The organism is Flavobacterium sp. AJR (assembly GCF_002156885.1).
Classification (GTDB): Bacteria; Bacteroidota; Bacteroidia; order Flavobacteriales; family Flavobacteriaceae; genus Flavobacterium.
Genome location: NZ_NCWQ01000033.1, coordinates 23,455 through 37,517, shown reverse-complemented (window position 1 = coordinate 37,517; position 14,063 = coordinate 23,455). Strand labels below are relative to the sequence as shown.

Annotated in this window: 9 protein-coding genes; 2 read left to right on the top strand and 7 right to left on the bottom strand. The window is 33.0% G+C overall.

The genetic code is table 11. The features are described from left to right. Window positions 1-254: 254 nt before the first annotated feature. Complete coding sequence (locus B8T70_RS10375) at window positions 255-881, bottom strand: response regulator transcription factor (RefSeq protein ID WP_086894796.1); 627 nt, start codon at window positions 879-881, stop codon at window positions 255-257. A gap of 644 nt (window positions 882-1,525) precedes the next feature. Beyond that, window positions 1,526-3,925: a TonB-dependent receptor domain-containing protein gene (locus B8T70_RS24345; RefSeq protein WP_086894795.1), complete on the bottom strand. Its 2,400-nt coding sequence runs from the start codon at window positions 3,923-3,925 to the stop codon at window positions 1,526-1,528. 360 nt (window positions 3,926-4,285) lie between these two features. Here B8T70_RS24345 and B8T70_RS10365 point away from each other — a divergent pair, with 360 nt between their 5' ends. Further along, window positions 4,286-4,708, top strand: coding sequence for a hypothetical protein (locus tag B8T70_RS10365; protein WP_086894794.1), 423 nt, complete (start codon window positions 4,286-4,288; stop codon window positions 4,706-4,708). Between the two features lie 4 nt (window positions 4,709-4,712). On the opposite strand, the gene B8T70_RS10360 is transcribed toward B8T70_RS10365, so the two are convergent. The 3 genes from B8T70_RS10360 to B8T70_RS10350 all read right to left on the bottom strand — a co-directional run bounded on the left by B8T70_RS10360 (window position 4,713) and on the right by B8T70_RS10350 (window position 7,062). Continuing rightward, entirely contained in the window at window positions 4,713-5,066 is a 354-nt protein-coding gene (locus B8T70_RS10360) for a DUF1622 domain-containing protein (RefSeq protein ID WP_086894793.1), read from the bottom strand. A gap of 72 nt (window positions 5,067-5,138) precedes the next feature. Continuing rightward, a complete protein-coding gene (locus B8T70_RS10355; protein WP_086894792.1) occupies window positions 5,139-5,669 on the bottom strand; it encodes a hypothetical protein in 531 nt (176 codons plus the stop codon). 529 nt (window positions 5,670-6,198) lie between these two features. Then, window positions 6,199-7,062, bottom strand: a complete 864-nt coding sequence (locus B8T70_RS10350) for an AraC family transcriptional regulator (protein WP_086894791.1) — start codon at window positions 7,060-7,062, stop codon at window positions 6,199-6,201. Between the two features lie 109 nt (window positions 7,063-7,171). On the opposite strand from B8T70_RS10350, the gene B8T70_RS10345 reads away from it, so the two are divergent. Continuing rightward, window positions 7,172-8,197, top strand: coding sequence for an LLM class flavin-dependent oxidoreductase (locus B8T70_RS10345; protein ID WP_086894797.1), 1,026 nt, complete (start codon window positions 7,172-7,174; stop codon window positions 8,195-8,197). Window positions 8,198-8,483: 286 nt separating this feature from the next. On the opposite strand, the gene B8T70_RS10340 is transcribed toward B8T70_RS10345, so the two are convergent. Next, window positions 8,484-9,614: an efflux RND transporter periplasmic adaptor subunit gene (locus tag B8T70_RS10340; protein WP_086894790.1), complete on the bottom strand. Its 1,131-nt coding sequence runs from the start codon at window positions 9,612-9,614 to the stop codon at window positions 8,484-8,486. Between the two features lie 4 nt (window positions 9,615-9,618). Beyond that, window positions 9,619-13,998 carry a CusA/CzcA family heavy metal efflux RND transporter gene (locus B8T70_RS10335; RefSeq protein ID WP_086894789.1) on the bottom strand — a complete coding sequence of 1,460 codons (4,380 nt, stop codon included), beginning with the start codon at window positions 13,996-13,998 and terminating at the stop codon, window positions 9,619-9,621. Window positions 13,999-14,063 lie beyond the last annotated feature (65 nt).

The window sequence follows — 14,063 nt, the reverse complement described above, 5'->3', positions numbered from 1 at the left end:
TTAGAAAAAATGTGCTTGACATGTTTTTTTTCTAAAACCTCTTTTAATTCAATTGTGCTTATCTGTTCACGTGCTTCCATTGACTTATTTTATTTAGATTCATTCTAAAGAATAGTTTTTAACAAAAGTATATCCCATAAAAACTAAAGTCAATACTACACGAATAGTAAATAAAATTATACAAAAGAGGTACAAGCAATACTACATATGTAGTATAAAATAGACAAAAAAAAAACTATTTACCTAGTCTCGAATTATATTATTTTTCTGTTAATTGCATATAAAATAAGCTCTGGGGTGGTATGTCTGCCAGTTTTTTTCATAATATTTTTCCGATGAGTTCTAAATGTATGAATACTTATAAAAAGGTCAGAAGCAATGCTTTTCCCATCATTACCTTTAGCAATCTGCTTTAGAATTTCAGACTCTCTAAAAGTTAGTTTCTCTTTTAAATCAGATGCCGGTGAAATAAGCACATCTACAAGAAGATTTAGTATTTTCGGACACAAGTAACGTTCACCGTTTTCGATTTTATACAAAGCATCAAAAATAGTCTGCTCCTGACAGTCCTTTGAAATAAATCCATCAATATTTTCTTTTAGAAAACTGCTAATCGTTTGTTTATTCTTAAAGTATGATAAAATGATAATTTTACAATTTGGAGAATTCAGCCGTAGCTGCTTAAAGTCATCATCATAAAATAAAAAAATATTATTTGGATCGATAATTAAATACTCAACTACATTTTTCTCCAAATGAGTAATCAACTCATCTTTAGAACCTACCACGGTTAAATTTGATTTCTTCACAAACTTTTTCAGGGTCTGTTTCAATCCGATTATATGCAAGTTTTCAGAATCTGCAATCAGGAAATTTTTCATTATTTAGGTTGTTTAGATTTGGTCTAAACAAAAATAACAAATAAATCTCACATTATTGTATTAATTTTTCGCACTTATGCAAATACAAAGAAAGAAACTAAGTACAAAAAAAGAAAGCTTAATGACAAGTTTGAGGAATTGTACGTGAATAAAACGGATTCACTAGAGCGAAAACACGATCCCGAAGCGTAATGTCATTGAGGTTAAGGGAAAAAAGATTTAAGATTTTTGATTAACGATTTTTGATTTCAGATGTATGAAACAGCGTAAAATATAAAATCTCTTAACTTAATGACATTTAGCTTCGGGACGAGAGAAAATCCGTGTTCAATCCGTGTTTTCGCTCTAGCGAATCCGCGTCATCCGCGTTCCCTTTTAGACAATCTTTATCAAAAATACATGGCTTAAAAAACTTAACTTAATGGCATTGCCCGAAGTGTCGGTACGTATTTCTCTATATTACTAATAAAATCCGTGTTTTATCCGTGTTTTCGCTCTAGCGAATCCGCGTCATCCGCGTTCCCTTTTTGACAATCTTTGTGAAGTTTCTTAGAGCCTTAGAACCTTTGTCGCTCAGAATTTTAAAAAAAAGGTTCCTGATAAAAATACCAGGAACCTTTTTTTATATTACTTAATAGATTGTCTTAGAAACTGTAACCAACAGCTAGATTAAATCTTGATCCATTTCCTCTTGTATAATTGGCATTTGTACCATAAAATTGAGAAGTTGTAGTATAATAATCTGTGTTAAGTAGGTTTTCAATACCTAATTTCACTCTAATTTGATCGGTTACTTTATAAGCTGTAGCCAAGTTCCATAAGTTGAATGAATGAATCGGACCTTCACCAATTGCATATGCACCTTTGGCATTTGGTTTAAAATAATCTCGATCTCCAACATACATCCAATATATTTCTACATTTAATCTTTCGTTTCCAAATTTTGCGTAACCAGTCATTTTAACTGGAGGTATTCTGTTTGATTTTAAATAAATATCATTTTCTCCATAAAAATGACCATCACCATCTTTATCGCCTCTACCTTGCACATAAGCGTAATTTCCTCCTACAGTAAGTTGTTTTAATACTTGATAATCTGCCTGAATCTCATAACCCCATACACGCTCTGGTAAACGTTCTGCAAGCAAGAAACCATCAACTTGGATTAAGTTTGTTCCTAGTTTAGAAGTACTGTAATAATAAGCTGCACTAAGATTAAACTTCCCTAATTGGCTGCTAAAACCACCTTCATAATTATTTACGATAATTGGTTCAGTTTCTAATTTTGAAATAGCATCTTGTTTTGCAGCAGTAAGAACTCTACCTAAATCAAATACGGAGAAAGCTTGAGAAAAACTGATGAAAGGGTTGAAAAACTTAAACTTAGAATATCTTATACCTGTGTTAAAAACAAATGCATCATAATTAAGTTCGCCACCTTTTACGGCAACACTTCCTGCACCGTTTGCTCCTGTAGCAAGAGTGTTATAATCATCAATATTTATTTTGATATTTTCGATACGCAAACCAGCTTTTACTGTCCAATCCTCAAATAATTGAGTCGATAATTGTGCGTAAGGAGCTAGATTAACCATATCAATGTTTGGAACCCATACTCTACCATCGACTAATTTTTGATTTGTTTTATCGTTTAGTAAATCAAAACCATAAGTAACATCTCCCGTAAAGTCTGACGAAACTGTAAATGGAGTGTTTAAATAAACTCTTAATCCTTTTTTGGTAGATGCTGTTTGTGATTGTCCAGAACCGTAGAAAAAGGCAGAATTAGAGAAAATAGTCAAGAAATCCTGAAAATATAAATTAGCCGTTAAGCTAGTATTACCAAAAATCTCTTTGTTTGAATATTGAAGGTTTGCATTCTGATTGTAACGTGTACCTTCATCAGCACCAGGTCTGTTTCCTAATACACCAATTGCTGGGCTAACTCCATAAACTCCATTTTTAAGTACAAAATCAGAATCTTGATTAGAACTGAAGTAATTGTACATTAATTCAATTCTTTGTTTTTCTGTAAGATCATATCCTAATTTGGTAAACACATTATATGTTTTGGTTTCACCTAATCCATATTCAGGAGATATAACTTCTCCTTCTCCATCACGAAAAACACCAGTCTTTTCATATACACCACCTACGATATAATTGAAATTTTTGATTTTTCCATAAAACTGTTGTAAAAGTCTATATCCTACAACGCTATCCCCTTTAATGTTTCCAGTAGTAACAGCTTCACTATATCCTGCAAATTTCTTTTGTGTCTTGCCCGATTTTGTGATATAGTTAATCAAACCTCCATCGGCTCCATTACCATAAATAGCTGTTGCTCCTTTTATAACTTCAATACGTTCGATTACCGAAGGATCAATAGAGCGTAATTCTCTACCTGCCGATTTTAATGGTGTCGATTGCGGAATCCCATCGATAAGAACCAAAGGATTTCTTCCTCTAAGAGTTTGTCCGTAATTACCAGTATTATTAGTCGCAGAACCTAAACCTGGAACTGCAAAAGCAAGAACATTAGCAATATTTGGACTTACAATTGATAAGTTTTCGATACTCTTAGCATTAATTACCGTTACAGATGAAGGCGTTTTAGATAAAGTTTCTACTTTTCTGCTAGCCGAAACAATTATTTCATCAAGCTCAGATCCATTATCTCCAAAATTTGCGCTACCTAATGCCTGATCTTTATTTGATACTTTTAATATTAAATTAAGTGTTGTGGTTTGATTTTTAGAGACACTAATCTCTTGTTCTATTGTTTCGTAACCTTTTAAGGATGCCTGTAAAGTATAAATATTGGCGATTATTTTGTCAAATTTAAAGCTGCCATCACTACCAGTCGAAGTGCTATATTTTGATGCTTTAAGGATAATACTTACTCCTGTTAAAGGTTTACCATTTGAAGTTGTTATTTGTCCTTTAATTTTTCCTGGGCTTTGTTGCGCGAAAGATGTTAAGACCGAAAATAAAAAACAAATTATAAATATAAACTGTGATATTCTTAAGTTGAGATACTTCATTAATTTTTAAATTTGATTGGTTATCTGTTTTTAATAGTTCTAAATAAAAACAGCGCAAATGTAAATATTAATAATCCTTTAACAAAAATTATTTAGATTAATTCTATATAATTTTTGTTAAAAAATCACCTCAATTAGCTTCAATATCAAATGCCTAAATATTTATAGAATGCATTAGAAATAGTAATATTTAGAAAGAATAGAAATCCTGTTACCACTCACCTATCACAGTCATTAATATCAATTTGGTTTTAAATATTCATTTTTGTAATTTCATTTTTTATAACCTTAAATTATGTATCTACAAGTATTGTATTTCTTTTTTAGAAGAGAGCAAAATTTGTTATCGGAATTAATTAAATGAAAACACCTTATCAAATTTCAGATTTTATAGAACAAGCAGACGAAAATGGTTACGTAGCGCTTAAAGTTTTTTGTAATAAAGTTTTTAGACTAAATGACGATGCGATTTCTGGATTTTTTGATTCAGAATATAGATTTTATGAATCCCCTAGGTCTCAGGCGGCTCGAAAAGATATACGAAATAACATCTCTTTTATCGAGATTATTAAGAAAAGAAGAGCTACTGGAGAAACTTATACCGTAAGAAAAGTTAATGGTGGAATATATAAAGACGATTTGGAATATTTTATTGCACAAGCCAAAATTGCAATACTAGAAAATGATCAACTATTTGACAAGGTCTACGAGCAATATGCTTTACAAAGAAATGAAAAAGTAAGAATAAATCTGGAAAAATACGGATCTCAAAAAGAGGAATGATTCATTACTCCTCTATCTCTTTACTTTTCTGCCATGGAAATTTCCCTTCGATTTCTACCTCGAGTGATAAACTTAAAAATGTTCTAATTAATACAATAACTCCTAACGAAAGGACACGATCCATTGTTGGTTCGGTTACAACTGTGCCAATAATATCTCCTGCAACAAGGATTTCTAGACCTAACAAGATTCCTTTGCCAAGTTCTTGTCTTAATATTTTATAGGAACGTAGAGTTGTTCCCTGAAGTGAAAAAATGAACTTACCCATCGCTAGCACAATCCCAATAATTATGGTGATAATACCAGTTATTTCAATTCCTTTCGCTACATATTCTATGTATATTTTTACTACTTCCATGTTTATCTTATTTTCAAAACGTTAGCATCTACTAATGTAAGAAATTAACATCACATTAATCTATATATCTTTTTATGAAATAGGATTGGAATGAACTGGCATTTCTTTTCTAAAATAAACTTGCTCTTGATTGCTATTCTTGCTATTATCTTCTTCATAATCGAATACTTGATATTCAAGAGATTCCAATAATTCAATCAAAATAACATCATCTTTAAAAGCTTTAATCCATATTAAATCATATTTTCTTTGATTAGCAACTTCTTCAGCACGCTTGAGTAATACCATTAAATCGTCTTTTCCAAAATAAACAATATGATCAATACCAACAGGTTTATTTGCTCCAAGATTTTGATTAGAAAGTCTGGATGAGTTAAGCTTAATAAAACCTAAAGGTGTTTCGTTATCATAAACCATCATCATTTCGACCGAAAAATCATTTTGTATTTTAAAGAGTTTAGGAATAGAAAGGTATTCTTCTACGTATTTCTCTCCTAATACTTGCGATTGATCAAATAAATTAGAATAGAATTTAATTGCCTGATTTTCTATCCATCCCGCATTATCATTTATTATAACTACAAATTTTGCAACTTTTGACATAATTTATTTTTTATTTACACATTGTCAGTAAAATTATCATGGTACAAAGTTGCGTTGATTTGTTTCATCAATAAAGAGCCAAATGTCCTATATGTTGGTCGTAAAGTCGTATTAAGAAAAACTTAACCGTAAAGAAATTTACCGCAGAGAACGCAAGGAAAAACGCAAAGTTCGCAAAGTTTTAGATAATCTAACTCACTACAATCTTGTCTTTCTGAGGAACGAAGAATCTCCACGAGTAGCTCGATAATCTGGAAATACTTTGTGTTAGTTTCTTGCGGAGACCCTTCCTCCGTCAGGGTGACAAGATTGTGGTTTATAGTTAGAAATTAACCGAAAAGTACACCAAGATTTAAGCAAAGTTCGCAAAGCTTAATCAATAACACTTTGCATACTCTGCCGTTAAACTTCCCACAACCATTAAAAATAATTTTTACTATTAAACTTAATCCTTAATGAATCTTAATGTCTTAATGGTTAAACTTTTTTAACCTACAGAATTATAAAACTTTGCGGTTAAATCAACAAGTTATTGTCCATTATTTTTACGGTATTCCAAAGGAGAAAAACCAGTAGAACTCTTGAAAAATTTGCCAAAAACAGATTGATTGGAAAAGTTCAACATTTCGCTTATCTGATTAATTGTAAGTGTTTTGTTTTGCAGTAATACTTTTGCTTCAAGCACTATAAAATCATCGATCCAATCGCTGGCAGTTTTCCCACTATTCTTTTTAATGACTTCAGATAAATATTTACGTGTAACATTTAAACTATCTGCATAATACCCTACAGAACGTTCTCTTAAAAATTCTTTGGCGAGGATTTCTTTGAATTTTTCAAATAATGGATTTTGATCGTAGTTATCGGTAATAGTTTGTTTTATAGCATCAAGTTCGAATACTAATATATAGAGATAACTTCTTAAAATTGAAGATTGATTGTTGTTATTGCCATTAAGTGTATCACTAATTAAATCAAATATTTTTCCAAATTTAATTTCAGCACCATCCTCAAGGCTAAATACATGCATCTGACTATTAACGAAAAAATCATATTGATTCAAGAAGAAAACATTTGCCTGATTTTTAAGGAAGAATTGCGGTTTAAAAAAGATGATATCCATTAAAATTTCATCGCTGTTTTTGGTAAAACTTCTTATTACCGAAGGGCCTAATGTGATTATTGCTGGTGCGTGAATTACAATTTTTGTAAGCCTTGTTTGCATTATAATACTTCCTTTTTTAAGAAATTCTATTGCATAACTTTCTGCTCGATAAGGTTCGTCGATGTAAGGATGATCGTTTATTTGTACATAAAAATAATCGTTTTTGTTTTCCTCAGTTGTAAACAAGCTTGTATGATGCTCAAGTGAGTATGTTATAATTTTGTTCATTAATGAGAAATTGGAAGCTAATTTATAGCCAAATATAATTAATGCTGGCTGAATACTTAAATGTAGCTACAATAAAAAGAAAACAAAATTTATTATCTTTACTACTATGATGGAAATAGGTATAGATAGTTTTGCCTCTGCAATGTACGGGGACAATAATACGCTTAGTAGCGTAGATGCAATGGAGCAATTATTACAAAGAATTGAACTAGCTGATCAGGTAGGTCTTGACATATTTGGTATTGGCGAGCATCACAAAAAAGAATTCTTAGATTCTGCTACAGCAGTTATTTTGGCAGCAGCTGCAGCAAAAACAAGCAATATTCGGTTATCTAGTGCCGTGAGTGTTTTAAGTGCTGCTGATCCTGTACGTGTATATCAAAGTTTTGCTACTCTGGATTTAATTTCCAAAGGACGAGCAGAAATTGTCGTTGGGCGTGGATCATCAATAGAAGCTTATCCTCTATTTGGGTTTAATCTTAATGATTACGATCAACTTTTTAAAGAGAAACTAGAACTTTTGCTGCAAATACGAGATAATGAATTTGTTACTTGGTCAGGAAAATTTCGTCCTGCTCTAAATAACCTTCCTGTATATCCACGTGCATTACAAGAAAAATTACCCATTTGGCTAGGTGTTGGCGGAACTCCAGAATCTTTTGTAAGAGCAGGAACTCTGGGATTACCATTAATGGTTGCTGTTATTGGAGGTCAAACACATCGTTTTCGTCCGTTAATTGATTTATATAGAGAAGCTGGTAAAGCAGCAGGATTTACTGCCAAAGAATTAAAAGTAGGCTTGCATTCGCCAGGTTATATAGGTAGTACAAATGAAAAAGCAATTGCCGATTATTATCCGGGTTATGCCGAACTTTGGACTAAACTAGGAAAAGAACGAGGCTGGCCGCCTGTTACAAAAGCACAGTTTGATAGTCTTATCGACGAAAAAGGGGTTTTGGTTGTAGGTAATCCCGAACAAGTAGCTGAGAAGATTTTAAGACATAGTGAATCTCTTGGCGGTGTCTCAAGATTTACATTCCAAATGGATAATGCAGGACTTACACATTCTCAATTAATGAATGCAATAGAATTAATAGGAACAAAAGTTATCCCATTAATTAGAAAGGCGGAATAAATTTTATTTTTTATCTGAATAAAATTAATACATAGAAAATAGATTTTTTTAGTTACCAATAAAGCGTTTCACTTAGTTAAAACACAAATAGTTAGCTATGTGAAAAAATTATGATTTTCTATAAGATGCTTTAGATATTCATTTTAAATCTATGTTTCTATGTGTTAAAAATCATTTTGCAATATATATTGGGTTAGACGCACTGCGGTGCGTCTCTACCTAGATACATTAAACAGGAAAGGTAGCCTAGTGACTACCTTTTTCTGTTTAGCAAATGTTTGGACTTTTACTCTCCGCTATTCATAAACGTCATTAAAAGTGTGTACGCATTCTTAGTCACAACTTTGGATGATGCATTTATTAGAGAAGATTTAATTTGGCGAAAGCCTTCATTCGTCGTTCCAGGTTCTACCGGAATCATTTTATAATTATTATTTCCTGTAGAAGAAAAAACAAAGAATTTGCCTTGCCATCTTACAACAGCATCTTCTGGAACTGTAAGTGCTTTTTCGTTTTCAAATTCTGCTTCAGCATTAATAAAAAGACCAGGAAGTAATGAGCTATCGTATTTATTTACTTTACAGATAACTTCGGCTGCACGATCTCCGTTAAGACTTTGATTTATGTAAGCAATTTTAGCCGTATATTTCTTTGAAGGATTACTATTGGTAAAAGCTGTAACCGATTGTCCTACAGAAAGTAAGTGTACATCTTTCTCAAAAGCATTCATAACAAGAACGATATCACTGGTTTCCATTAATTCAAACAACATATCCGTTGGAGATATGTATTTCCCCACGTTTACATTAACCTTAGTTACCAGACCATTTATAGGCGAAACAATAGATACTGTTTTACTGATATTTGAGGCTGTAAGTGTTCTTACATTAATCCCTAGTAAAGTTAGTTTCTGTGCCAATGCTGCCATATTTATACGCTGAGTTTGCATTTCGGTAGCAGTTTGTTCATATAATTTATCGCTACTTGCTTTCTTGGCATTAAGTTCTTTTTGTCTGTTATATTCGCTTTGCGATAATTGAAACTTTTCTTTTGCAGTAAGATAATCCTGTTGCAGTTGTATGTATTGCATATCCTCTACTACTGCTAATAATTGTCCTTTTTTAACATGCATTCCAGACATTAAACTTGTTTGTTTAATATATCCTCCTAACGGAATACTGATGCTTACAACACTTTTAGGCGGTACAGTAACTGTTCCCTGAAGCGTTAATATTTCTTTTACGTTTTTTTCTTGTGGATTCCCTACAATCAATCCAGCATTTTTTACCTGATCATTAGTTAATTGAATGCTGTTTTCTTGCTTATTGACTTCGGCATTATTTTGTTCTTCTTTTTTATCGCTTTTGCAGGATACTATAAGTAACATGCCTAAAATTGCGGTTATATATGTTTTCATTATATTATAAATTATTAATGGTTTGCAGATTAATTATGGCTTTATTGTAGTCATTAATCCTGTCTAGATATTCACTTTTTATTGTAATTGCTTGGTTTACCACCAATACCCATTGTAGATAATCAATATCTCCATTTTCTAACTGACTATTGGCAGCATCAATTATGGTCGATGCATTTTTAAGCCCATCATTCTCATAATAATTAAGACTTTCTTTATACTTCTCTACCTCACTTATAGCATTCGAAATATCCGTTTTCACTTCAATTTTTGCTGCTTCTGCCATTGTTTTATACGTTTCGTATTCTGTTTTTGCAGCTTTATTTCGTGCAGATTGACTTGTATAAAACAACGGAATAGATAATCCCAGATTTACATAACTAAATCTATGGCTGCTATCATAATATACTTCTTGCCCAGCATCATTGGTTTGAGCACCTATTATACTCAAATTATTATATCCCAATGTAATATCTGGTAGCATCTTAGCTTGTTCTGTTTTCCATTTCCATTTTGCAGTTTCGGCAATATGATTGGACAGTTTTATTTGTGGCAACTCTGCCGAATTTGATTTTTCGTTTAACGAAACATTAAATTCATTCTTGATATTAGTTGCTGTTGGAACATGAATTATACTATCCTGAAGAACAGCATTAAAAGATCGTATTGTTATATCTATATCCCTGTTTACCATTGTAAGCTGGTTGGTATAGAATTGTCTAGCCGATTGAGAAGCGCTTTTTTCAAGCACATTTGTTTCTCCGGCTCTATAACGCAAATCCGATTTTTGCTCCATTAATCTGTAAATAGAATCGGCATAAGCCAATAGTTCTTTTTTACTATTTAGCCAGATATAGGAATAAAAGAGATTCCTCACATTCGATTTAATTTGCTGTGCCGTTAACTGAGATTCAGCCTTGGCAGCATTATAACCTTCTTTTAAAGCCTTTTTCTGATTGCTATAAACAGTTGGGAAAGCAAATGTTTGGCTAATGCCGAAACGGGTGTCGTTAAGACCGCTGTTAAACTGACCGTAATCTGCATCTAAAGCAGTTTTCGGGATATCAAAAGCCGATTTTTGGAGTTGTTCTTTTGATTTTTCGTTCAGTTGTGCCGATTTCACTCTTTTATTATTCTGAATCGCAATAGACAATGATTCATCAAGAGATATAGATCGTTGTTGTGCCTGAACCGAAGCTGTAATTAATAAACCAACAAGTAATAATGTCAATTTATCGATTTTATGTTTCTTCATTTTTTTAGTAAATACTTTGGTATGATATGTCATTAAATAAATAGACGGAAGCACAAACAACGTAAGTAAAGTTGCCGTTATTAATCCTCCTATAACTACTGTTGCTAATGGACGTTGTACCTCTGCACCTGCACCATTACTTAAAGCCATTGGCAAGAAGCCTAAAGATGCTACAGCGGCTGTCATTAATACGGGACGCAACCTGTTTTTTGTTCCTGTAATGATAATTTGAAACGGATCAGTGATTTCGCCCAGCTTCTGTATTCGGTTAAACTCCGATATTAAAACAATTCCGTTAAGTACGGCTACTCCAAATAATGCAATGAAACCAACTCCTGCAGATATACTAAAAGGCATATCGCGCAATGCAAGTCCAAATACCCCACCAATTGCCGATAAAGGAATTGCTGTAAATATTATAATTCCTTCTTTAAGAGATCTAAACGCAAAATATAGCAATGCCAGAATCATAAATAATGCAGCTGGTACAGCAACACCAAGACGAGATTTTGCTTGTTGTAAATTTTCAAAAGTTCCTCCATAAGTAATATAATATCCTGGATCAAATTTTATTTGAGCATTTACTTTTTTCTGTAATTCTTCTACAATCGATTCTACATCCCGACCTCTAACATTAAAACCAACAATGATTCTTCTTTTAGCGTCTTCTCGTTGTATTTGGTTTGGACCTTCAATTTCTTTCACCGATGCTACTTGGTAAAGCGGAATTTGCATTCCTGATGGTGTTGCGATTAAAAGATTACGTACATCAGATATATCTTTTCGTCCGCTTGCTTCAACCCTAACAACCATATCAAATCGTTTTTCACCTTCATAAATACTACCAGCTACTGCACCTGCAAAAGCTGCATTTACGGTTTGGTTAATGTCAGAAACATAGATTCCGTATTTAGCCATTTCGGCCCAATCATAATCTATAACGATTTGTGGCATTCCTGTAACTTTTTCAACATATAGATCTGTCGCCCCTTCTACAGTTTTACCAATATTGCCTAATTTCTCGGCATATTCAGCCAGTTTATCAAGATCTTCTCCATAAATTTTACATACAACATCTTGTTTTGCACCTGTCATAAGTTCGTTAAAACGCATTTGAACAGGAAATTGAAAACCAGTCGTAACTCCGGGAGCAACTTGTTTTACTGTTTCGGTCATTTTATCTGCCAGTTCTGGGAAAGATGAAGCACTTGTCCACTCCGATTTATCTTTTAAAACAATAATCATATCCCCACCTTCTATAGGCATTGGATCCGTAGGAATCTCGGCACTACCAATTCTCGATACTACTTTTTCGACCTCGGGATAATTGCTTTTAAGAGCAGCCGAAATTTTCTGAATTGTTTCTGTAGTTGTCGATAGGTTTGTTCCTAGTAGTAAACGTGTTTCTACAGCAAAATCTCCTTCTTCTAGTTGTGGTATAAACTCACCACCCATTCGTGTAAACAAAAGCATAGCAATACCAAATAAAACAAATGCCGAGATAACAATAGATTTTCTTACTCGTAAAGCTTTAGTTAACCAATTTTCATAATACGATTCTAACCTTGCCATAATTCGGTCAGAAAGATTCGGTTTATGGTTTACTTTCTTACTTATAAATAAAGAACTAACCATTGGCACATAGGTAAGCGATAAAATAAATGCTCCTAAAATGGCAAAAGCAACGGTTTGTGCCATTGGTTTAAACATTTTACCTTCTATTCCTTCTAATGATAAAATAGGAAGATAAACGATAAGGATAATTATTTGTCCAAATACAGCTGCGTTCATCATACGACCTGCCGAACTAGCAACTTCTTTGTCCATTTCTGGTTGCGAAACACTATCTACGTTTTTATACTTTTTAGTGCTGTGCATATGGTGTAATATGGCCTCGACTATAATTACAGCACCATCGACTATTAAACCAAAATCAAGAGCACCAAGACTCATTAAATTTCCGCTTACGCCAAAGGTATTCATCATGATAATAGCAAATAACATTGCTAATGGTATCACCGATGCTACAATAAATCCTGCACGCAGATTACCTAAAAACAGCACCAATACCAAGACAACAATCAATGCCCCTTCGATAAGATTTTTTTGAACTGTACCAATAGCATTATCAACCATTTTGGTACGGTCTAGAAAAGGTTCTATTTTTAAACCTTCAGGTAAAATCTTTTCTATTTCGGCAACGCGTTTTTTTACATCTACAATTACATTATTTGCGTTTTCGCCTTTAAGCATCATAACAATTCCACCTACAGATTCTCCCAGATCATCTGTGGTTAAAGCTCCATAACGTATTGCCGAAGACATCTTTACATCGGCAATATCTTTTATAAGAATTGGTGTCCCTGCTTGGGTATTTTTTACAATAATATTCTGGATATCAATTATATTCTTGGTAAGACCAACACTACGGATATAAAGTACTGTTGGGCCTTTCTCGATATAAGCTCCTCCTGTATTCTCATTATTACTACTTAAGGCTGTAAAAACCTCTTTAATAGTAAGACTTTGGGCTTTTAATCGTGCAGGGTTTACGGCAATTTCATATTGTTTTAATTTCCCTCCAAAAGTAGCTACATCGGCAATTCCGGGAGTTCCTAAAAGTTGTCTTCGAATTGTCCAATCTTGGATTGTTCTTAGATCCTCAAGAGAATACTTGGCTTCATAACCCGGTTGTGGTTTTACAACATATTGGTATATTTCGCCCAATCCAGTTGTTGCAGGAGCCATTTCGGGTTTACTGGCATTTTTGTCTATTTCTACTTTTTGTAAACGTTCGGCAACCTGCTGACGCGCCCAATACACATCTGTATCATCATCAAAGACAATTGTAATTAACGAAAGTCCAAAACGCGAAATACTACGACTTTCTTTAAGCTGCGGAATATTACTTATCGCCTGTTCTATCGGGAATGTTATAAGACGCTCTACATCTTCGGCTCCTAAGGATGGAGCGGTTGTAATAATTTGTACCTGATTGTTTGTGATGTCTGGTACAGCATCTATTGGTAAACGACTAACTTCATACACGCCATAAATAATCCATAGCAATGTAAAGACGCCAATTACCAGTTTATTCTTAACTGAGAATTGTATTATCTTATTAAGCATAATTTGATTTAATTTTTAGATATAATAATGCTATAGCTGAGACCTATAAATGTCTTAACTACAAT

Bases quoted from the DNA above. Each gene is read 5' to 3' on its own strand.
- B8T70_RS10345 (WP_086894797.1), top strand. From the start codon at position 7,172: ATGGAAATAGGTATAGATAGTTTTGCCTCTGCAATGTACGGGGACAAT.
- B8T70_RS10355 (WP_086894792.1), bottom strand. From the start codon at position 5,669: ATGTCAAAAGTTGCAAAATTTGTAGTTATAATAAATGATAATGCGGGA.
- B8T70_RS10360 (WP_086894793.1), bottom strand. From the start codon at position 5,066: ATGGAAGTAGTAAAAATATACATAGAATATGTAGCGAAAGGAATTGAA.
- B8T70_RS10365 (WP_086894794.1), top strand. From the start codon at position 4,286: ATGAAAACACCTTATCAAATTTCAGATTTTATAGAACAAGCAGACGAA.
- B8T70_RS10335 (WP_086894789.1), bottom strand. From the start codon at position 13,998: ATGCTTAATAAGATAATACAATTCTCAGTTAAGAATAAACTGGTAATT.
- B8T70_RS10350 (WP_086894791.1), bottom strand. From the start codon at position 7,062: ATGAACAAAATTATAACATACTCACTTGAGCATCATACAAGCTTGTTT.
- B8T70_RS24345 (WP_086894795.1), bottom strand. From the start codon at position 3,925: ATGAAGTATCTCAACTTAAGAATATCACAGTTTATATTTATAATTTGT.
- B8T70_RS10375 (WP_086894796.1), bottom strand. From the start codon at position 881: ATGAAAAATTTCCTGATTGCAGATTCTGAAAACTTGCATATAATCGGA.
- B8T70_RS10340 (WP_086894790.1), bottom strand. From the start codon at position 9,614: ATGAAAACATATATAACCGCAATTTTAGGCATGTTACTTATAGTATCC.